Source organism: Amycolatopsis sp. NPDC051373 (assembly GCF_040689465.1).
GTDB lineage: Bacteria > Actinomycetota > Actinomycetes > Mycobacteriales > Pseudonocardiaceae > Amycolatopsis.
Genome location: NZ_JBFBAE010000002.1, coordinates 401,353 through 420,968, shown reverse-complemented (window position 1 = coordinate 420,968; position 19,616 = coordinate 401,353). Strand labels below are relative to the sequence as shown.

The 19,616-nt window shown below is 72.6% G+C and carries 20 protein-coding genes and 1 pseudogene; 4 read left to right on the top strand and 17 right to left on the bottom strand.

The window, feature by feature from the left end; genetic code table 11:
- Nucleotides 1-4: 4 nt before the first annotated feature.
- From AB0383_RS05680 to AB0383_RS05625, 12 genes are all read right to left on the bottom strand, one after another.
- On the bottom strand, nt 5-904 hold the full coding sequence (locus AB0383_RS05680) for a MurR/RpiR family transcriptional regulator (RefSeq protein WP_366185429.1): 900 nt from the start codon (nt 902-904) through the stop codon (nt 5-7).
- Nucleotides 905-999: 95 nt separating this feature from the next.
- Nucleotides 1,000-1,239, bottom strand: coding sequence for a three-helix bundle dimerization domain-containing protein (locus AB0383_RS05675; protein ID WP_366185427.1), 240 nt, complete (start codon nt 1,237-1,239; stop codon nt 1,000-1,002).
- A 123-nt stretch (nt 1,240-1,362) separates the two neighbouring features.
- Nucleotides 1,363-2,754 carry an aspartate ammonia-lyase gene (locus AB0383_RS05670; protein WP_364182651.1) on the bottom strand — a complete coding sequence of 464 codons (1,392 nt, stop codon included), beginning with the start codon at nt 2,752-2,754 and terminating at the stop codon, nt 1,363-1,365.
- Complete coding sequence (locus AB0383_RS05665) at nt 2,751-4,073, bottom strand: dihydroorotase (RefSeq protein ID WP_366185425.1); 1,323 nt, start codon at nt 4,071-4,073, stop codon at nt 2,751-2,753. The genes AB0383_RS05670 and AB0383_RS05665 overlap by 4 nt, the downstream gene beginning before the upstream one ends.
- Entirely contained in the window at nt 4,070-4,930 is an 861-nt protein-coding gene (locus AB0383_RS05660) for a dihydroorotate oxidase electron transfer subunit (RefSeq protein ID WP_366185423.1), read from the bottom strand. The genes AB0383_RS05665 and AB0383_RS05660 overlap by 4 nt, the downstream gene beginning before the upstream one ends.
- Complete coding sequence (locus AB0383_RS05655; protein WP_366185421.1) at nt 4,927-6,240, bottom strand: Zn-dependent hydrolase; 1,314 nt, start codon at nt 6,238-6,240, stop codon at nt 4,927-4,929. The genes AB0383_RS05660 and AB0383_RS05655 overlap by 4 nt, the downstream gene beginning before the upstream one ends.
- Nucleotides 6,237-6,710: a hypothetical protein gene (locus AB0383_RS05650; RefSeq protein ID WP_366185419.1), complete on the bottom strand. Its 474-nt coding sequence runs from the start codon at nt 6,708-6,710 to the stop codon at nt 6,237-6,239. Before AB0383_RS05650 ends, AB0383_RS05655 begins: the two co-directional genes overlap by 4 nt.
- On the bottom strand, nt 6,707-7,183 hold the full coding sequence (locus AB0383_RS05645) for a hypothetical protein (RefSeq protein WP_366185417.1): 477 nt from the start codon (nt 7,181-7,183) through the stop codon (nt 6,707-6,709). Before AB0383_RS05645 ends, AB0383_RS05650 begins: the two co-directional genes overlap by 4 nt.
- On the bottom strand, nt 7,180-7,977 hold the full coding sequence (locus AB0383_RS05640; RefSeq protein ID WP_366185415.1) for an IclR family transcriptional regulator: 798 nt from the start codon (nt 7,975-7,977) through the stop codon (nt 7,180-7,182). Before AB0383_RS05640 ends, AB0383_RS05645 begins: the two co-directional genes overlap by 4 nt.
- Nucleotides 7,978-8,003: 26 nt before the next feature.
- A complete protein-coding gene (locus tag AB0383_RS05635; RefSeq protein WP_366185413.1) occupies nt 8,004-9,269 on the bottom strand; it encodes an MFS transporter in 1,266 nt (421 codons plus the stop codon).
- 55 nt (nt 9,270-9,324) lie between these two features.
- Nucleotides 9,325-10,299 (bottom strand): dihydroorotate dehydrogenase, encoded by a 975-nt coding sequence (locus AB0383_RS05630; protein WP_366185411.1) that lies wholly within the window; start codon nt 10,297-10,299, stop codon nt 9,325-9,327.
- Nucleotides 10,300-10,596: 297 nt separating this feature from the next.
- Entirely contained in the window at nt 10,597-10,932 is a 336-nt protein-coding gene (locus tag AB0383_RS05625; RefSeq protein ID WP_364182628.1) for a cupin domain-containing protein, read from the bottom strand.
- A gap of 104 nt (nt 10,933-11,036) precedes the next feature.
- Between AB0383_RS05625 and AB0383_RS05620 the strand changes: the two genes are divergently transcribed.
- On the top strand, nt 11,037-11,606 hold the full coding sequence (locus AB0383_RS05620; protein ID WP_366185408.1) for a TIGR03086 family metal-binding protein: 570 nt from the start codon (nt 11,037-11,039) through the stop codon (nt 11,604-11,606).
- Between the two features lie 12 nt (nt 11,607-11,618).
- On the opposite strand, the gene AB0383_RS05615 is transcribed toward AB0383_RS05620, so the two are convergent.
- The 3 genes from AB0383_RS05615 to AB0383_RS05605 all read right to left on the bottom strand — a co-directional run bounded on the left by AB0383_RS05615 (nt 11,619) and on the right by AB0383_RS05605 (nt 13,725).
- Nucleotides 11,619-11,972, bottom strand: coding sequence for a DUF1622 domain-containing protein (locus AB0383_RS05615; RefSeq protein WP_366185406.1), 354 nt, complete (start codon nt 11,970-11,972; stop codon nt 11,619-11,621).
- Nucleotides 11,973-12,185: 213 nt separating this feature from the next.
- Nucleotides 12,186-12,572 carry an Lsr2 family protein gene (locus AB0383_RS05610; protein ID WP_366185404.1) on the bottom strand — a complete coding sequence of 129 codons (387 nt, stop codon included), beginning with the start codon at nt 12,570-12,572 and terminating at the stop codon, nt 12,186-12,188.
- A gap of 160 nt (nt 12,573-12,732) precedes the next feature.
- Nucleotides 12,733-13,725, bottom strand: a complete 993-nt coding sequence (locus AB0383_RS05605; RefSeq protein ID WP_364182617.1) for a LacI family DNA-binding transcriptional regulator — start codon at nt 13,723-13,725, stop codon at nt 12,733-12,735.
- Nucleotides 13,726-14,008: 283 nt separating this feature from the next.
- On the opposite strand from AB0383_RS05605, the gene AB0383_RS05600 reads away from it, so the two are divergent.
- Both AB0383_RS05600 and AB0383_RS05595 read left to right on the top strand, forming a co-directional pair.
- The gene (locus AB0383_RS05600) at nt 14,009-16,315 is read left to right on the top strand and encodes a Tat pathway signal sequence domain protein (protein ID WP_366185401.1); all 2,307 of its coding nucleotides are present in this window, start codon (nt 14,009-14,011) and stop codon (nt 16,313-16,315) included.
- A 95-nt stretch (nt 16,316-16,410) separates the two neighbouring features.
- Nucleotides 16,411-17,130 (top strand): SDR family NAD(P)-dependent oxidoreductase, encoded by a 720-nt coding sequence (locus AB0383_RS05595; protein WP_366185399.1) that lies wholly within the window; start codon nt 16,411-16,413, stop codon nt 17,128-17,130.
- Between the two features lies 1 nt (nt 17,131).
- Here AB0383_RS05595 and lexA read toward each other — a convergent pair whose 3' ends face one another.
- Nucleotides 17,132-17,785, bottom strand: a complete 654-nt coding sequence (gene lexA / locus AB0383_RS05590; protein ID WP_366185397.1) for a transcriptional repressor LexA — start codon at nt 17,783-17,785, stop codon at nt 17,132-17,134.
- Between the two features lie 468 nt (nt 17,786-18,253).
- On the opposite strand from lexA, the pseudogene AB0383_RS05585 reads away from it, so the two are divergent.
- Nucleotides 18,254-18,559 (top strand): annotated as a pseudogene (locus AB0383_RS05585) (YciI family protein); the annotation flags it as partial.
- 102 nt (nt 18,560-18,661) lie between these two features.
- Here AB0383_RS05585 and AB0383_RS05580 read toward each other — a convergent pair.
- Entirely contained in the window at nt 18,662-19,609 is a 948-nt protein-coding gene (locus AB0383_RS05580; RefSeq protein WP_364182601.1) for an RNA polymerase subunit sigma-70, read from the bottom strand.
- Nucleotides 19,610-19,616 lie beyond the last annotated feature (7 nt).

Here is a 19,616-nt window from a genome sequence, read left to right as displayed (position 1 = left end):
CGGGTCACTCCCGGCCGGGCCGGCGCGCTCGCATGTCGCGGGGCACCAGGGCGGTGCGCAAGGCGGTCAGCAGGTCGATGTTGTCCGAAACGGCCGCTGGGTCCTTGCGCGCCAGCCCGGCCGTTAGGCAGTCGACGACCAGCGTCGCCCCGAGTCCCTCGTGCGTCAGGCCGCTCACGGAGTGCACGGCCGTGAGGACGACGTCGACCTGGTCGCCGAGCGTGGGCCGCAAGGAGTTGGTCACGAGCAGCACGCGCGCGCCGACCGAGCGCGCGTGCTCGACGAGTGTCTTGACGTCGTGCAGGAGCCGGTCGGGCACGCACAGCACCACGACGTCGTTCTCCTTGAGGCGCAACAGGTCGTCGGCGAGCCGGAACCCCGTGGCCGACGTGCTCCAGGCCCGCCGGCCGAGCCGGTGCAGGCGGGTCACGAGGTACTGCATCGGCAGCTCGGACGGGCCGAGGCCGTACCCGAGGACCTCGGCCGCGGAGTCCAGCAGGTCGACGGCCGCGGTGAACTCGGGGTCGGCCAGCAGCCGGCGTGTCTCCGTGAGGCGCTCGACCGACTCGGTCAGCACCTGGTCGAGCAGGGCGTCGGTGTCGCCGCCGGTCCGCTCGATGCGCTCGCGCAGGCGCGTGGCCGGGTTGGTGTCGCCGACGACGTAGCGGCCCACCACGCGCTTGAGCTCCGGCAGGCCGGAGTAGCCAAGGGCCTTCACGGCGCGGACGACCGTCGCGTCACTCGTGCCGCTGAGCACGCCGAGGTCGCCGGCCGTGGACAGCAGGATCGCCTGCTGGTGGCTGCGCAGGTACTCGGCCACGCGCTGCTCGGCCGGCGACAGCCCGGCGAGCCGTTCCTCGACACGAGCGCTGAGCGAGTCGGACTGGTCGTCGTGGGCGGTCACGACCCGACAGCCTACCGAGCAGCGGTTTCGCTCCGCCGCACCGGACGGTCAGTGCACAGTGGACGGTGGCCGGTGCTGAATTTCCAACGCCGCGTTCAGGCGAGCTGCCGGCTGCCCAGCACGGCCCGTACGGCGCGCTCGACCAGGATCGGCACGAACGCCTGGATCGGCGCGTCGGTGAAGCGGGCCCGCTCGCGCTCCACGAGGTCGTGCACGGACTCGGCGCCGACGGTCGCGAAGTCGCGGGTGAGGCGGTCTTCGAGGTGCCCGAACGGGGTGTCCGGCCGGGTGCCGGGCTGCTCCGGGACCAGGGCTCCGAGGGTCTGCGTGCTCATGAAGCCTCCTGGTGTCACCCGATGGAGGTTTCATTGCAGTACACCCAAGTAAACGAAAGGTAAACGAAGGTCGTCGCGACGGTGTCAGCCGGCGGTGCTGTCCTGGGCTGTTGTCCTGGGGCGTCAGCCCGCGGTGGCGGCCGGCAGGCCCAGCAGCGTGTCGAGCTGCTCGGAGGTGAGCAGGCCGGCGTCGACCACGAGCTCGTGGATCGAGCGGCCGGTGGCCGAAGCCTGCTTCGCCAGCGCGCTCGCCGCTTCGTAGCCGATCACCGGGTTGAGCGCCGTGACGAGGCCGATGGACTCGCGGACCTGCCGGCGCAGGTGCTCGGTGTTGGCCGTGATGCCGGTGACGCAGCGGCGCGCCAGCGTCTGCGCGCCCGTACGCAGATGGTGCAGCGACTTCAGCAGCGAGTGGGCGATGATCGGCTCGAACGCGTTGAGCTGCAGCTGCCCGGCCTCGGCGGCGAGCGTGACGGTGGTGTCGTTGCCGATCACCTCGAACGCGATCTGGTTGACCACCTCGGGGATCACGGGGTTGACCTTGCCCGGCATGATGCTCGACCCGGCCTGCACCTTCGGCAGCCGCAGCTCGTTGAACCCGGCCTGCGGGCCCGAGGACAGCAGGCGAAGATCGTTGCAGGTCTTGGAAAGTTTCACCGCCACGCGCTTGAGCACGCCGGACAGCTGCACGAACACCCCGACGTCGGCCGTCGCCTCCACGAGGTCGGTGGCGGTGACGAGCGGCGTGCCGGTGAGCCGCGCGAGGTGCTCGCACGCCAGGCGCGCGTAGTCGGGGTGCGCGTTGAGCCCCGTGCCGATCGCGGTGCCGCCGAGGTTGATCTCCGTCAGCAGCGTCAGTGCTTCGGCCAGCCGTTGCTCGTCCTCGCCGAGTGTCACGGCGAACGCGGTGAACTCGCGGCCCAGCGTCATCGGCACGGCATCCTGCAGCTGGGTGCGCCCGATCTTCACGACGTCGGTGAACTCGCGGCCTTTCTCGTGCAGCGCGCCGCGCAGCTCGGCCATGGCGTCGAGCAGCTCGGTCGCGGCCGCGTGCACCGCGAGCTTCACGGCGGTGGGGTAGACGTCGTTCGTCGACTGGCCGAGGTTCACGTCGTCGATCGGGTGCAGCCGCGCGTAGTCCCCGCGCGGGTGGCCGAGGAGCTCCAGCGCCCGGTTCGTCACGACCTCGTTCACGTTCATGTTCGACGACGTGCCCGCGCCGCCCTGGATCACGTCCACGGTGAACTGCTCGTGCAGCCGGCCGGCCTCGATCTCCTCGCACGCGGCGACGACCGCGGCGGTCTTGTCCTCGGGCAGCAGGCCGACGTCGTGGTTGGCCAGCGCGGCCGCGTGCTTCACGCGGGCCAGCGCGACCACGAGCTCGGGGTGGGTCGAGAGCGGCAGGCCGCTGATCGGGAAGTTGGCCATGGCGCGGCGGGTGTGCACGCCGTAGTACGCGTCGGCGGGCACGGCCAGCTCGCCGAGCAGGTCTGCTTCGGTGCGGGTGGTGGTCATCGGGCACTCCTGGTGAACAACCCGCCGCGGTCGGCGGTCACGGCGCCGGCGACGACCGTCGCCACGGGCCGGTGGGTGAAGGACAGGCCCCCGAACGGGGTGTTGTGCGAACGGCCGGCGGTGTCGGCGGGGTCGACCGTCCAGCCCGCCCGCGGGTCGACGAGGGTGAACGTGGCCGGCTCGCCGACGGCGATCGGGCGGCCGGCGGACGCGGCGATGCCGCCGATGCGCGCCGGGGCGTGGGCCATGCGGTCGGCCACGAGCGCCCAGTCGACGCCGCGGCCGGTGTGCAGCACCTCGGACACCACGGCCAGTGCCGTCTCCAGCCCGGTCATCCCGAACGGCGCCCCGCACCAGTCGGCGGCTTTCGCCTCGGCCGGGTGCGGCGCGTGGTCGGTGGCGACGGCGTCGATCGTGCCGTCGAGCAAGGCGGCCCGCAGCGCCCGGACGTCGCCGGGGGAGCGCAGGGGCGGGTTGACCTTGAATTTCGGGTCCGCGCTCGCGGCCTCGCCGTCGGTGAGCAGCAGGTGGTGCGGCGTGACCTCGGCGGTCACGGCCCAGCCCTGCTCCTTGGCCCACCGCACGAGCGCGACCGAGCGCGCCGTCGACACGTGGCAGACGTGCAGCGGCGCCCCGGCGTCGGCGGCGAGCACGATGTCGCGCGCCACCACGGTTTCCTCGCCCGTCGCCGGCCACGGCGGCAGCCCGGTGCGCTCGGCCGCGCGGCCCGCGTTGATCTGGCCGGCGCCGGCCAGCGGCCCGGACTGGGCGTGCTGGGCGAGCACCGTGCCGGTCCGCTTGGTCACCTCGAGGGCGTCGCGCACCAGCACGGGATCGTCGACGCAGCGGCCGTCGTCGGAGAACAGGCGCGCGCCGGCCGCGGCCATGGCTTCCAGCGGTGCGAGGCGTTGGCCGGCAAGGCCTTCGGTGATCGCGCCGACGGCGTGCACGCGGCAGGGAGCGGTGCGCTCGGCCAGGTCGAGCACGTGGCGGATCCGCTCGGGCGAGTCGGTGACCGGGCTGCAGTTGGCCATGGCGAACACGTCGGAGTACCCGCCGGCCGCCGCCGCGGCGGTGCCGGTGGCGATGGTCTCGGCGTCCTCGCCGCCGGGCTCGCGCAGGTGCGTGTGCAGGTCGACGAACGCGGGCAGCAGCACGAGACCGTCGGCGTCGAACCGGTTCGGCTCGTCGGCGCCGCCGCGGGGACGCAGCTCGGCGATGCGGCCGTTGCGCACCACGAGGTCGATCGGGGTGCCGCCGAACGGGGCCACGCCGGTGAGCACCGCGTGTCCGAGCGGGGTCTGCGTGAGCGGGCTCATGCCCTGTCCTCCAGCCGGAACACGGGGCCGTCCTTGCAGATCAACGGTGATTCCTCGGGCCCGCCGCGGGTTCCGGTGGCGCAGCCGTGGCAGTAGCCGAGGCCGCACGCCATGTGTGCTTCCAGCGACACCTGCACCTCGGCGCCCCAGCGGTCGGCCAGCTCGCGGCACAGCCACGCCAGCCGGTCGGAGCCGCACGTGAGGATCCGCTGCGGCGGCGCACTGTCCAAAGTAGAGGTCAACTCCGCCCGCAGGCGCTCGATCTCGCTGGTGCCCTGGGCATCGGTCACGGTGAGCACGCGCTCGGCGCCGCACTCGTGGTAGAAATCCGCGCCGATCACGGCTTCCGGCGTCCGTCCACTCGCGACGGCGATCAGCTCGGTGCCGCTGCCCGCGAGGTCCTGCGCGACGGTGGTGAGCGAGCAGGTGCCGATGCCGCGTCCGACCAGCAGCACCCGCGTGGTGTCGGCGGGCACGTGGAACCCGCGGCCGAGCGGACCGACCACGAGCATCGTCTCGCCGGCGGAGAACGTGGTGAGCTTGCGCGTGCCGTCGCCGACCACGCCGTAGACGACCTCGATCGTGCCCGCCTCGGCGTCCCGGCGGTAGATCGCCATCGGCCGGGGCAGCACGGGGCCGCGTTCTCCTTGGCGCGCGGCGGTGAGCATCACGAACTGCCCGGCCGTCGCGGTCCGCGCGATGCTCGGCGCGTGCAGGCGCAGGTACTGGTAGCGGTCGGCTTCCGGACGGTGCTCCAGCACTTCCGCGTGGTGCCACGTCGGGGTCGGGAGCACGGCGCCGGTCGCCGGCAGGGGCGTCACGTGGTCGCGGACGGCCCGGGTTTCGGTGGTGGTCATGACTGCTCCGATCCCGCGACGGGGAACGCGGTGTCGAGCCGGACGAGGCTGTGGGCGAGCACTTCGGTGCCGACAACGACGTCGGCGAGGTCGGTCCACTCGTCGGGGCTGTGGCTCACGCCATCGCGGCTGGGCACGAAGAGCATGCCGGTCGGCGTGACGTGGTTGACCATCTGCGCGTCGTGGCTGGCGCCGCTGGGCAGCACGCGGTGCGCGAAGCCGAGCTCGGCACACGTGGCCGCCACGACGTCGGTGATCCGGCGGGGCAGCAGCACGGGGGACGCGTCGGCGAGGGTGCGGGCGGCGAAACCGATCCCGCGGCGCGCGGCGAGGGCGTGGGCGCGCTCGACGATCTCCGCGGCGGTCTGGCGCTGGCGGTCACTGTCGACGTCTCGGACATCGACGTGCAGCTGCGCCTGTCCGGCGATCGTCGTGATGGAGCCGGGCGCGGAGTCGAGCCGGCCGACGGTCGCGCGGGTGCCGTGGTGACGGCTGTCGGTGGCGATGGCTTCGATCAGCAGCACGATTTCGGCGGCCGCGGCGAGCGCGTCGGCGCGCTGGTGCATGGGCGTGCCGCCGGTGTGCGACGCGCGGCCGGTGAGGTCGAGGCGCAGCCGGGTGCTGCCGGAGATGAGGTCGACGACGCCGAGCGGCAGACCCGTCGACTCGAGCACGCTGCCCTGCTCGATGTGCAGCTCCAGGAACGCGGCCCAGTCCGCGGGGCGCCAGCGCGCGCCGGCCGCGCCCGCGGGGTCGAGGCCGACCGAGCGCATCGCGTCGGCCAGGCTCGTGCCCTGGGCGTCGAACTTGGTCTCGAGGTCCGAGGCGTCGGTGAGCCCGGCGACGACCCGGCTGCCGGTGCACGCCTGGCCGAAGCGCGCGCCCTCCTCCGCGGCGAACACGACGAACCGCACGGGATGGGCCAGGCGCACGTCGTGCTCGGTGTAGAGCCGCGCGGTCTCCATGGCCGCGACCACGCCGGCGATCCCGTCGAACGCGCCCGCGTTGGGCACGCTGTCGAGGTGCGAGCCGGTGCCGAGCGCGGGCGCGTCGGCCACGGTGCCGGGGAGTTCGGCGATCGTGTTGCCCACGGCGTCGGTGCGCACGTCGAGGCCGAGCCCGCTGACGTGCTCGGCGAACAGCGCGTGCGCGCGGCGTTCGAGCGGGGTGTGCGCGAGCCGGGTCACGCCCGGCCCGGAGTCCGGTTCGGACAGTGCGGCGAACGTGTCGAGCCAGTGCGCGATCCGGTCCGGGTCGGCGCGCAGCCGGGTGTCCACAGTAGACGCTGCGGCCGCGGTGGACGCGGTCATCGTGGCTCGCCCGGCAGCTCGGTCAGCAGCGCCGCCGTCGGGGTGCCCGTCACCTCGGCGAGCGCGGGCGTGGCCAGCACCGCCGCCACCGCGACGACTTCGGCGCGCGCGGTCGCGGCGAGGTTGAGCAGCGTCCGCAGCCGCGCGGGTTCCCACGCGGTGCCGACCAGCGCGATCCGCGTGCCGGCGGTGACCGGCGGGTGGAAGCCGACCACGCCTTCGAGCTCGGACGCGCGGGTCACCGTGGCGCCCAGCTCCCGGGCGACGACGTGGGCGAGCACGGCGTCGTCGGCGCCGTGCCACACCGCGACCTGGTCGAGGGTCTGCTTGGTGAGCAGCTCCGCCAGCGCCGCGCCGACGACTTCGGTGGCGGCGGGATCGGTGGGCGTGTCGAGCGAGGGGCCGTAGGTGTCGGGGCTGACGCCGAGCTTGCGCACCGCGGCGCCGGCGTCCTGGACGGGAGTGGTCATGACAGGTTCTCCGAAGGGGTTCGAGTGCCCGCGAGGGTTGGGGTGCCGTCGGCCGCGAGCACGCTGAGCACGACGACGGGCTCGGCGCCCGCCGCGCGCACGCGGTCGGCCAGCGCGGCGGCGGTGGCGTCGGCCGAAGTCTCGGCCGGGTCGTCGGCGATCGGCGTCACGACGGCGACGCGGTCGCCCCGGTGCACCTCGCCGGCGTCGACCGCGAACGGCAGACCGGTGTGCAACGCGAGCGCCGTGGTGACCGCGACGGCGTCGGCCGTGCCCGTGGTGACCAGCCGATCGGTCGCCGTCGGCAGTTCCTCGGCGAGCAGCGCGGCCGCCCGGCGCAGGATCGACGGCCGCGTGGTGAACGCGGCGCCGATCGCCGTGAGATCCGCGCGCAGCTCGCCGCGCCGCCGCTCGGCGTCGAGGAACACGGTGGTGGTGTCGGTGGCCGTGGCCAGGTCGTCCTCGAGGCTCATCGGGCGCTCCTCGCCGGTCCGCCGACTGCCGTGGTGGGCTCGGCGCCGGCGAAACCGAGCTCTGCGGACAGTTCCCGCGCGGCGGTGAGGACGGCGTCCGTCGCCACCGTGCGCGCGGTGCCCTCGCGCATGCGGTTGCCGGCCGCGGCCAGCGTGACGCTCGCGGCCACCGCGCCCGTGGAGGTGAAGATCGGGGCGGCCACGGCCCAGACGCCGCGATCGAGCTCGTCGTCGCAGATGTCGTACCCGCGGGCCCGCACGAGGGCGAGGTGCTCCACGAGTTCGTCCACTGTGGTCGGCGTGTCCGGGGTGAACGCGTCGAGCGACTGGGTTTCGAGCACCCGCCGGGCCGCGGGTTCCGGCAGGTAAGCCAGCAGCGAACGGCTCGACGCGGCGGCGTGCAGCGGCATCTCCTGCCCGATGCGCACGAACAGCCGCAGCGGGTGGCGGCCCTCCACCAGCGCGACGCACACCGCGCGGGCGCCGATGAGCTCGGTGAGGAACACCGTCTCGCCACTCGCTTCCGCGGCGTCGACCACCGCCTGGTGCGGGTTGGCCAGCAGTGCCGTCCGGTGCGGCGCCGGCTCGCCGAGCTGACGCGCGGCCGGGCCGAGGAAGTAGCGCTTGTTGGTGGGGGAGCGGGTCACGAAGTTCTCCTCCATCAGCGTGGTGAGCACGCGGTGCGCGCTGCCCACGGGGATGCCGAGCTCCTCATGCAGCTCCTGGAGCGTGGCGCCCTTGCCCTTCGTCGCGAGGGCCCGCAGCACGGACAAGGCGCGGATGACGACCTGCATGGTTCTCCTTTGTTCGACCGTGCCGCTCAGGCGAGCTGCTCGGCGCGACGATCGGGGATGAAGATCATCGCGACCATGTCGAGCAGGTAGATCACGGACAGGACGCCGATGGCGAAGCCGAAGCCGTAGCTCGCGGCGACGAGCGCGACCACGATCGGCGCGAACCCGCCGACCGCGCGGCCGAGGTTGAACAGCACGTTCTGCGCCGTGGACCGGATCGCCGTGGGGTAGAGCTCGGCCATCAGGGCGCCGTAGCCGCCGATCATGCCGTTGGCGAACGCGCCCATGATCGCGCCGCCCACCATCAGCGCCCACGGCGACGACAGCTGGCTGTACCCGAGCACCGAGAGGGCGGCACCGGCCTGGAAGAGCCAGAAGGCCTTGCGGCGCCCCAGTTTGTCGGCGACCTCGCCGAACGCGAGGATTCCGACGCCCATGCCCACCACGGTCACGGCGGTCCACACCCCGGATTTCGTGAGGCTGTAACCGAACTGCGTGGACAGATAGGTGGGCAGCCAGATCATGATGCCGAAGTAGCCGAAGTTCTGCACGGACGTGAGCACGAGGACGCCGATCGTCGCGCGGGTGGTGGGTCCGTCGGCCACGAGCAGCTTGAGCGGCACCTTCGGCTTGCCCTGCTGGAGCTCGCGGTGGCGCGTGAACTGCTCGGGCTCGTGCAGCCGCGAGCGGAACACGATGGCGACGATCGCGGGGAACGCGCCGAGCAGGAACAGCCCGCGCCAGCCCCACGCGTTGAGCACCGGAGCGGAGACCAGCGCCGCGAGCAGCACCCCGGCCTGCCAGCCGAGCCCGACCAGCGACGTCGCGCGGGCGCGCTTCTTCGCCGGCCACGCTTCGGCCGCGAGCGTCATGCCGATGCCGAACTCGCCGCCGATGCCGACGCCGGCGAGGAACCGGAAGACCGCGATCTCCCAGTAGCTCGTGGAAATCGCGGTGAGCCCGGTGAACACGGCGAAGAAGATCACCGAGTACGTCAGCACCTTCACCCGGCCGATGCGGTCGGACAGGATCCCGAACGCGATCCCGCCGACCACGGCGCCGATCAGCGTGATGGTGGCCAGCGATCCGGCTTCGGCGCCGCCCAGCCCGAGGTCACCGGAGATGGCGGAGAGGGCGAACCCGAGGATCAGCAGGTCGAAGCCGTCCATCGCGTAGCCGAGCGAAGACGCGAACACCGCCTTGCGGGCGTAGCGCGTGGTGGCCTTGGCGGCGGGGGTGTCTTCGGACGTGGCGGGTGGTGCGGTGCTGCCGGCCAGGGTTTCGTCGGACATGGTGTGGAGCTCTCCTCACGGCATTGGGGGAAGGGGGAAAGACTGGGGGAAGTGGTCAGGTGCGCAGGGTTCCGATGAGCTCGTGGACGGCGCCCGCCCCGAGCTCGGCGCAGTGGCGGGCGAGGTCGCGCACGATCTCGGCCATCGCGTAGGGGCGGGTGAACGTCGCGGTGCCGACCTGCACGGCGGTGGCGCCGGCGATGAGGAACTCGACGACGTCACGGGCGCTGCTGATGCCGCCGCAGCCGACGACCGGGATGTCGACGGCACTCGCCGCCTGCCACACCAGCCGCAGCGCGAGCGGTTTCACGGCCGGGCCGGACAGGCCGCCCACGCCGTTGCCCAGCACCGCGCGTCGCGAGCGTACGTCGACGGCCAGGGCGGGGAAGGTGTTGCTCACGGTCACGGCGGTCGCGCCCGCCCGCTCGGCGGCGCGGGCGATCTCTCCGATGTCGGTGACGCCGGGCGTGAGCTTCACGAGCACCGGCAGTTCCGTGCGCGCCACCACACCGGCGACGACGGCCTCGACCGCCGCGGGGTCGGCGCCGATGGCGAGCCCGCCGTGTTCGAGGTTGGGACAGGACACGTTGACCTCGAAGGCCGCGCACTCCGCGCCGGCCAGCTCGTCGGCGACCTGCCAGTACTCGTCCACGGTCAGCCCGCCGACGCTGGCGATCACCGGGACGCCGAACTCGCGGTAGCGCGGCAGCACGTCGTGCACGAACCGGCTCGTGCCCGGGCTGGGGATGCCGACGCTGTTGAGCATGCCGAGCGCGCATTCCGTCAGCCGGTGCGACGGGTTGCCGGAGCGGCGCTGCGCGAACACGGTCTTCGTCACGACGGCGCCGAGCTCCCGCACCGGCAGCAGGGGACCGAGCTCGGGCCCGAAGCAGCCGGACGCGGGCATCACCGGGTTGGCGAGCGTGAGCGGGCCCAGGGGCACCGAGAGGTCGACGGCCGATCCGGGCGAGGTGGCGAACAGCCGGTCGCGGTCGTCGCGGCCGGTCGTCCGGTCCAGCACCTCCGTCATGCGGAATCACACCCTCCATCGAACGAAAACAGAGAAGTGAGGATGAGTCCGGCCCAGCGCGGTGTCAAGGCAGCGGCGGCCCCGCCCGTCGCCGGAGGTCAGAGCCGGTTTTCACGACACGGCGGCGTGAGCACGGAGTGTTTCCGCGAGGTGGAAAAGGGCCCTCCGCGATACCGGAAGGTTCTGCAGGTCAGCGCCGGATTCGGCGATTTCGGCGGCCGCTTGTGGCCCGCGCCGACAAATGTGCGAATGCGAACACGGGTACGGAGCCCTGGCGCCGTCGCGAGTGGACGGTGTCTACTCGAGCCACTCCGTGACGAACCGGTCGTTCTCGTGGATGTGCACGGCTTCGTAGCGCTCGGGCCCGAGGACCACGAACTTGTGCGCTACCCCGGCGGGGACCGCGAGCACGTCGCCCGCCCGGCCTTCCCGCTCGGTGTCGCCGATCGTGAACAGGGCGCGGCCGCGCTGGACCACGAACGTCTCGCGGTAGGGGTGGCGGTGCAGCCGCGGGCCGGACCCGGCGACGTCGGTGCTCTCGCGGATGATGGACACGCTCGCACCGACCTCGTATCCCTCGACGTTGCGCGTCAGCGCGGCCGTCTGGTCTTCGGTGCTGGTCGAATCGGTCATTCCGACCACGGTAGCCCCGGGCCGGCGAAGTCGGGACCGGATTCGGTCTGTTTCGCCGTCCGCCGGTGGTCGTAAGGCCAGGACATCCGTGAAGGGAGCAAGCTGTGGATCTTGTGGAGCAGTACTTCGTGGCCCAGGACGGCTTCGGCAAGGTGGTGGCCGAGGTGCCGGCGCAGCGATGGGACGCATCGTCGCCGTGCGCGGCGTGGACGGTGCGGGACATCGTGGGCCACGTGCTGTGGGGCCGCCACCGGCTGTCGGCCTGGGTGACCGGCGCCGACTACCCGGAGACCGGGGGGGAACCCGGCGCGCCGAACCCCGGGGTGCTCTGCGCCGGGGATCCGGCGCGGGAGTGGCGCGGGGCGTTCGAGGCGACCGCCCCGGCTCTGACCCGTGACGGGCTCGCGCGGGCCACGTCGATCGACGACGCCGCGGGTGCGCCGCTCACGACGCTGCTGCCGGCGTTCGTCTCCGACGCGCTCGTCCACACCTGGGACATCGCGCAGGCCGTCGGTCTCACGGTCACGCTCGACCCGGCGGTGGTGCAGGCGACGGGCGAGTGGGTCCGGTCGATTCCGTTGCAGCGGCCGGAGTTCTTCGGGCCCGAGCTCACGCCGCCGGCGGACGCCGACGAGACCACGCGGCTGCTGGCGTTCCTGGGCCGCGCGGCCTGAGCGCCGGCGAGGTCAGGCGGGCGGCTGCGGCCCCCGCTTGGCCTGCCACGGCCACGCGCCGGAGATCTCGACCTCGAGCGCGAAGCTCAGCACGGTCCGGATCAGCACGATCAAGCCGAGGACCAGCACGTTCTCCAGCGACGCGTCGACGATCACGGTGCGGATGATGTCACCGGCGATCAGGATCTCGAGCCCGAGCAGGATGACGCGGCCGAGGTGCACCCGCAGCTGGTCGTAGCTGCCGCGGCGCCGGGTGGCGTCGGCGACGAAGCGCACCAGCACCACCACGAGGCCGATGGCCATGATGCCGACGCCGAGGCCTTCGATCACGGAGGCGACCGTCTCGAACGACTCGGTGAAACTCATCCGCGAGCCCCTCTCCGAGGCGGACGTCGGGGAAGGTCCGCGGCTCCCGGTCGGAACGTACGAACCGCCGCGACGGACTGTCAAGGCCCTCGCGGCGGCGGTGGTTCACGGGAAGCTGCCGGTGATCTGCGGTTTTCGGATTCGGTGGGGACGTTTCCGGCGAGGCGTGCGCCGGATCGGCGAAAATGGCCGCACGTCTTCGCCGGATCAGTTTTAGGCCTTCGCCTTTGTGCGACCACCGCGGGCGCGTGACTTCGAGCCTGAGGCGCGGCTGTTTTCGTAGGCGGTGACCACGTCGGTGGGAATGCGGCCGCGTTCGGAAATGCTCCAGCCGTTGTCCGCGGCCCACGCGCGGATGCTGCGCGAGCGTTCGCGGTCCTCGGGCGTCGGCGTGGCCGAACCGGCGCCACGGCGGACCTTGCGGCCGCCGGTCCGGCGTGAGGCGGCGATGTAGCGGGCGAACTCTTCACGCAGAGTTCCCGCGTTCTTGTCGGAGAGATCGATTTCGTACTGAACGCCGTCGAGGCCGAAGGGCACGGTCTGGTGCGCGACCCCGCCGTCGATGTCGTCCACCATCTGGACCAGGACCTTGTGCGCCATGGCGGGTGAATCCTCCTCGAACGTTTCCGGAAGCCGCGTTTTCCGTGGCTTGTGAAGAACTGTAACATCGATCCACAGTGGAACGCAGTATTGGGAGTGACCGAAATCCCGTGTCGGTCCCGATTATTTTCCGACATTTCCCCTCGGATGCGGGGAATGGTCAGCGGTGGTACCCGGGCGCGCGGGCGGTGGTGGCGCGCACGACGAGCCGCGTCGGCAGTTCCGTGACCACCCGGCCGGCCGGGTCGGCGGCAGAATGGGCCAGCAGCAGGTCCACCGCGTGGTTTCCGGCCGCGGCCAGCGGCATGGCGACGGTGGTGAGCGGCGGAGCGGACACCGCTGCGTACACGAGGTCGTCGAAGCCGGTCACGCTCAGCTCGCCCGGCACGTCGACCCCGCGGTCGCGCAGGCGCGCCAGCACGCCGAGCGCCATCACGTCGTTGTAGGCGAGCACCGCGGTGACTCCGGCGGCGAGCGCCTGGTCGGCGGCGGGCGCGCCGTCCTCGTACCGCGGAGCGAACGGCCCGAGCTCCACGATCTCGATGCCGTGCTCCGCGGCGGCCGGACGCAGCCCGCGCAGCCGTTCGTGGTTGGACCACGAGCTGTCGGGGCCGTTGAGGTAGGCGCAGCGCCGGTGCCCGAGCCCGGCCAGGTGCGCCACGACCTCGCGCATCCCGCCGGCGCTGTCCATCACCGTGGCGCCGATCCCGGCCACGCGGCGGTTGAGCAGCGCCAGGGACGTGAGGCCGTCGAGCTCGGTGATGGTGGCGTCGTCGATTCCCGGCGAGCACAGCAGCACGCCGTCGGCCTGCTTCGCCAGCGTGCGCACCAGCTCCTGCTCGGTGGCCGGGTCCTCGTCGCTGTCGCCGACCAGCACGGCGTGGCCGGTCTCGCGCGCCCGCGCCTGGACGCTCTTGAGCACGCCGGTGAAGAACGGGTTCCCCAGATCCGGCACCACGATGGCGATCGCGCCGGTCTTGCCGGTGATGAGGCTGCGCGCCGCCGGGCTCGGCCGGTAGCCGAGCTCCCGCACGACCGCGAGCACCCGGTCGCGCGTGGCTTCGCTGACGCGGTCGGGCGAGCCGAGCGCCCGCGACACCGTGGCCACCGACACCTCTGCCCGCCGTGCGACATCCCGGATCGTGATCCGCACGGTTCTCCTCCGCCCACCGCCGCGGCGCGGCTGGCCACGATTGTAGGGCCGGGCCCGCCGCGCCCGGCTGTGACCTGCGCCCCTGCGGCTCCTGCTCTTCCCGGCCGGCTCACCACGCGGTAGTCATCCGATGAATCGATGAAGGGGCTCTAGCAGGTCGCCCGAGTCATGGTGCTCCAGTCGGGTTGCCTTGCCACGAACTTGGGCAGAGGTCTCGACAACAGAGGTCAGACATCCTATGTTTTGGGTCGACCGCCGCCGCCATCCTCTGGAGGTCGCAGACATGGACGTCTCCCGCAGAACAGTCCTCGGCGGCGCGCTCGCCGGGATCGCGGCGAGCGCGGCGGGGCTGGGCCCGGCCGTCGCCTCGGCCGCGAGCCACCCGCCGCCGGGCGGCGACGATTTCGACTGGGCCACCTTCCTCGCCACCGCGGACCTGCGGTGGCAGCGGATGCCGGCCGCGTGGACGGAGGGGCCGTTCCTCGGCAACGGTTTCCTCGGCTCGGGCATCTACGCCGAGCCGGGCAAGAACGCGGTGCGCTTCAACGTGCAGCACAGCGAGGTGCAGGACCACCGGCCGCAGTACGGCTCGCTGTTCGGCCTCGCCCGGCTGCCGATCGGGTACTTCACGCTCGAACCCGTCGGCGCGATCACCGGCGTCGACTGGCGTCTGGACCTGTGGAACGCCGAGCTCACCGGCACGATCACCACGGCCGCGGGCAGCCTCGCGCTGCGCGCGATCGTCCATACCGGACAGCCGGTGCTCGCGGTCGAGGTGCGCCCGACCGAGGGTGAACGCGGGTTCCGCTGGGTCTTCCACCCGGCCGAGGCTGTGAGCCCGCGCGCCGACCCCGTCTGGAAGAAGGCGCCGCCCGAGGGCTACGTCGCGAACCCGCCGGCGACGATCCGCGCCGTCGGCGACAGCCACGTCGCCGAGCAGCCGCTGCTCGCCGGCGGCGAGCACGTCACCGCCTGGCGGGAGGTCACCCGCGGCGGCGCGCGGACGCTCTACACCTCGGTCGCCTGGTCGCACCCCGACCGCACGTCCGCCGCGCGGGCGCTGTGGTCCGTGCGCACGGCCGCGGGGTTCGGCGCGCTCGCGCGCGAGCACCGCGGCTGGTGGCACGACTACTACCGGCGCAGCTTCGTGTCCATTCCGGACACCCGGCTGCAGAGCTTCTACTGGATCCAGCTTTACAAGATCGCCTCGGCCGCGCGGCGCGAGGCGCCGGTGATGGCGACCTCGGGCCCGTGGCTGGAGAACACGCCGTGGCCGGCCACGTGGTGGAACCTCAACGTGCAGCTCGAGTACTGGCTCATCCACGGCTCGAACCACCTGGAGCTCGACGCCGTGAGCCGGGCGCTGGACCAGTACCGCGGGCACCTGTCGAGCCAGGTGGGCGCGCCGTATCAGGGCGACTCCGCCGGCATCCCGCGCACCACCGACATGACCCTGTCCAACGGCGTCTCCGACGCGAACAGCGGCTTCCCCGTGGGCGTGCCCGGCCAGGACACCCCGACCCCGGAGGTCGGCGACCTCACGTGGGCGCTGCACAACGTGTGGCTGTCCTACCGGCACACGCTTGATCACCGCCTGCTGCGCGACACGCTGTTCCCGTTGCTGCGCAAGGCGATCAACTACTATCTGCACTTCCTCGCGCCGGGCCCGGACGGAAAGCTGCACCTGCCGCCCACGTTCTCGCCCGAGTACGGCGTGAACGCCCCGGACTGCACCTACGACCTCGCGCTCGTGCGCTGGGGCTGTCGCACCCTGCTCGACACGGCGCGTGAGCTGCGCGTCGCCGACCCGCTCGTGTCGCGCTGGCGGCAGGTGCTGGCGACGCTCGCGCCCTACGCCGTGGACGGGAACGGCTACATGATCGGCGCCGGCGTGCCGTTCGCGAAGTCGCACCGGCACTACTCGCACCTGCTGCAGGTCTACCCCTTGTACGAGATCACCTGGGAGCAGCCGGAGAACCGCGCGCTGATCGAGAAGTCGCTGGCGCATTGGGTCGGGTTCGAGGGCGCGCTGCAGGGCTACACCTTCACCGGCGCCGCGTCGATCTCGGCTTCGATGCGACGCGGCGACCAGGCCGCGGCCTACCTCGACCAGCTGCAGAGCCGGTTCATTCAGCCCAACACGATGTACGAGGAGTCCGGCCCCGTGATCGAGACGCCGCTCTCGGCGGTGAAGTCGATGCAGGACATGCTGGTGCAGAGCTGGGGCGGTGTCCTGCGGCTGTTCCCCGCCGTCCCCGCGACGTGGGGCGACATCTCCGTGCGTGACTTCCGCACCGAAGGCGCGTTCCTGCTCAGCGCCGCCCGCGAAGGAGGCAGAACGCGCTGGCTGAAGGTCCACAGCGAAGCCGGCGCCCCCTGCGTGCTGCGGCCGGGCATCGACGGCGCGCTCGAGGTCACCGACGCGCGGGGCCGGGCGAAGCGCTGGCGCACCCTGCCCAACGGCGACGTGCAGGTCGAGCTCGCGCGCGGCGAGGAGGCCTTCGTGTATCGCGCGGGCGACCGGCCGGACTTCGCGGCGCGGCCGGTGGCTTCGAACGGACCGAGCACTCCGTGGGGGCTGCCGGCCTGACCCGGGCGCCGCCGGTGGGTCTCGGGCAGGATGGTTTCCGAGTCCGACGACGCCGACCACGAGAGGGCACAGTGGACACTCGCAGGACTGCCGTGGTGACCGGGGCCGGGCGCGGGATCGGGGCCGCCGTCGCGGAGCGGCTGCACGGGCTCGGCCACCGCGTTGCGCTGCTCGACATCGACCCCGTCAGCTCGGCTGCGAAGGCGCGGGAGCTCGACGCCTCCGGCGCCACGGCAGCAGCGTTTGCCGTCGACGTGCGGGACCCGGCGGCCGTGCGGGCCGTCGCCGAGCAGGTGCGGCGGGCGTTCGGCGAGCCGGAGATCCTCGTGAACAACGCGGCCCGTACGCGGAGCCGGTCGGTGTGGGACATCGAGGTGACCGAGTGGGACGACGTGCTGGCGACCAACCTGCGCAGCGTTTTCCTGCTCACGCGCGAGCTCGCGCCGGCCATGCGCGAGCGAGGGTGGGGCCGCGTGGTCAACCTCGCGTCGCTGGCCGGGCAGCAGGGTGGGCTGGTCGCGGGCGCGCACTACGCGTCGTCGAAGGCGGGGGTCCTGGTGCTCACCAAGGTGTTCGCGAAGGAGCTCGCGGCCTCGGGCGTCACGGTGAACGCCGTCGCTCCGGCGGCCACGCGGACACCGGTGATGGACGAGCTGGACGCCGGGCAGCTCGAAGCTGCCGAGGCCGCGATCCCCGTGGGCCGGTTCGGGCGCGCCGAGGAGGTCGCGGACCTCGTCGGCTACCTGTGCGGCGAGAACACCGGGTACATCACCGGGGCCACGTTCGACATCAACGGCGGCCTGTTCATGCGGTGACTCACATGCTGCGCAGCACCGACACGACCGTGCCCAGCACCACGGCCCGGTCGCCGTCGATCACGTCGTAGGCCGGGTTGCGGGGCTCGAGGTACACGTGGCCGTTGCGGCGCCGGTAGACCTTCACTGTCGCCTCCTCGTCGATCATCGCGGCGACGATCTGGCCCGAGTGCGCCTCGGACTGCTGGCGCACCACCACGATGTCGCCGTCGCAGATCGCGGCGTCGATCATCGAGTCGCCGCGTACGCGCAGGCCGAAGACGTTGCCGCGGCCCGTGAGCCCGCGCGGCAGCTGCAGCATCTCGTCGAGGTGCTCCTCGGCCGAGATCGGCGTGCCGGCGGCGATGTGGCCGACGACCGGCACCGCCACGGAGTCCTCACCCTGCTGCGGCTCGGCCGTGCCGAGGAACGCGCGCACGTCGATCGGCCGCGACATCGAGCTGCTGCGCCGCAGGTAACCCTTGTCCTCCAGGCTCGCCAGGTGCTTCGACACCGACGACGACGACCGCAGCCCCACGGCCTCGCCGAGCTCGCGGCTGCTCGGCGCGTAACCGTGGCGGACCACCCAGTCCCGGATCGTGACCAGGATCTGCTGCTGGCGAAGCGGCAGGGACGAGGCGTCGAGATGGTCGAAGGTGTCGTCGTAGGTGGTCACCCGCCGAATCGTAGAGGTAGGCGCCGCGCGCGCCGGGGACCGGTCCGGTGCGTCGGCGAAGTCGCCCGGCCGGGGAAGCACCCGAGAGGACCGCCTCGTGCGTGGGGAAAGTAACCGAACGTCCACGGAGGGGCGTGCACCCCACAGGCCCCGGTCGGCGACGCCTGCCTGGCGATCGTCGATCCGACCCGGCACGGGTCGGCGTCGTCGGACAACATGTCGTGCGCCTTCGGCACCGGCACCTGGTTCGAGATCAAGCCCGGGCCGACGACCGACGTGCGCGTACCTGCGGTTTCGTGACGCTCGTGGCCGGGGTCCGGGCTCGGCTGGTCCCCGGCCACGAGGTCGTCGAAAATCTTCCCGATGGGTTTGTCGAATCGTGAGCGGGGCCGTTCGACGCGTCGGTGTGGGCCGGTCAGCGCTTCCGGGAAGAATCCGGATCCCGGCCCGAGGGACAAAGGAGCGGACATGCGGTTTCTCATGATGCACCGGCTGTCGGAGAGCGACTCGTCGGCGTGGAACCCCAGCCAGGAGTTCATCGCCAAGATGGGCGAGTTCATCCAGGACTCGGCCGAGAAGGGCATCCTGATCACGGCGGAGGGCGTCCACCCGTCGGAGAAGGGCGCGCTCGTGCGCAAGACGCGCGGCGGTGCCATCAAGGCCACCGACGGCCCGTTCACCGAGGCCAAGGAGGTCATCGGGGGCTTCGCGCTGCTGAACTTCGCGAACCGCGAGGAGGCAGTGGAGTACGCGAAGACCTACGCGGCGCTCTACGCCCACGCTCGCGCGGTCGGGGGGCGCCTGGTGGTCGTGTTCCCCGCGCCCCCCACCGCGTGCCCCCCCGGCCGGTCCGCCCGCGCGGGCGGACCGGCCCGGTCACCGGTACGAGGGAGCGAACACCGGCACCAGCGCCGGGTCGTTGAACGACGTGATGCGCGCGATGCGCCCGCCGCGCACGGTCAGCACCTGCACGCCGTACGGCTCGTCGGGTCCGTCGCCGGTGCGGTGGTGCACGACGAGGGCCGGCTGGCCGTTGGCGCGCGTGGGCGTCATCCGCCAGCGGCCCGGGCGCAGCACGCGCGCGGCGAGGAACCCCGTGACGGCGTCGCGGCCGGTGAACCATGTCGGGATCGGCGGCATCTCCAGCTCGACGTCGGCGCGCAGGAGACGGACCAGCGCTTCGGCGTCGGCACGGGTGAACGCGTCCACGTAGTTCTCGAGCAGCGCCCGGTCGGTCTCGCCGGTCGGTTCGGTCATCTCGTCCTCGATGGGTCCGGCCTCGGCGAGGTGGGTCCGCGCGCGGCGCAGGGCACTGTCGACGGCCGCGGTGGTCGTGTCGAGCAGCTCCGCGACCTCGGCAGTGGGAAACGCCAGCACGTCGCGCAACGTCAGCACCGCCCGCTGCCGCGCGGGCAGCAGCTGCAGCGCGGCGATGAACGCGAGCCGCACCCCGGCCCGCGCCGCGGCGGCCACGGCCGGGTCCCCGGCGCCGAACTCGGGGGCCGGCTGGAGCCAGGCGAGGAACGGCTCACGAGAGGCCACCGGCACCCGGTGGTCGTCGGCCGGCGCGCCCAGGCCCGACGGCAGCGGCCGCCGGGCCCGGGTCGCCAGCGCCGTCAGACAGGCGGTGGTGGCGATCTTGTACAGCCAGCGCCGCACCGACGACCGGCCCTCGAATCCGCCGAACCCCCGCCAGGCCCGCAGATACGTCTCCTGCACGAGGTCCTCGGCGTCGTGGATCGAGCCCAGCAGCCGGTAGCAGTGCGCGAGCAGCTCCGGCCGGAACGGCTCGGTCAGCGCGCTGAACTCAGCGTTCGACGGCATGGCCTCT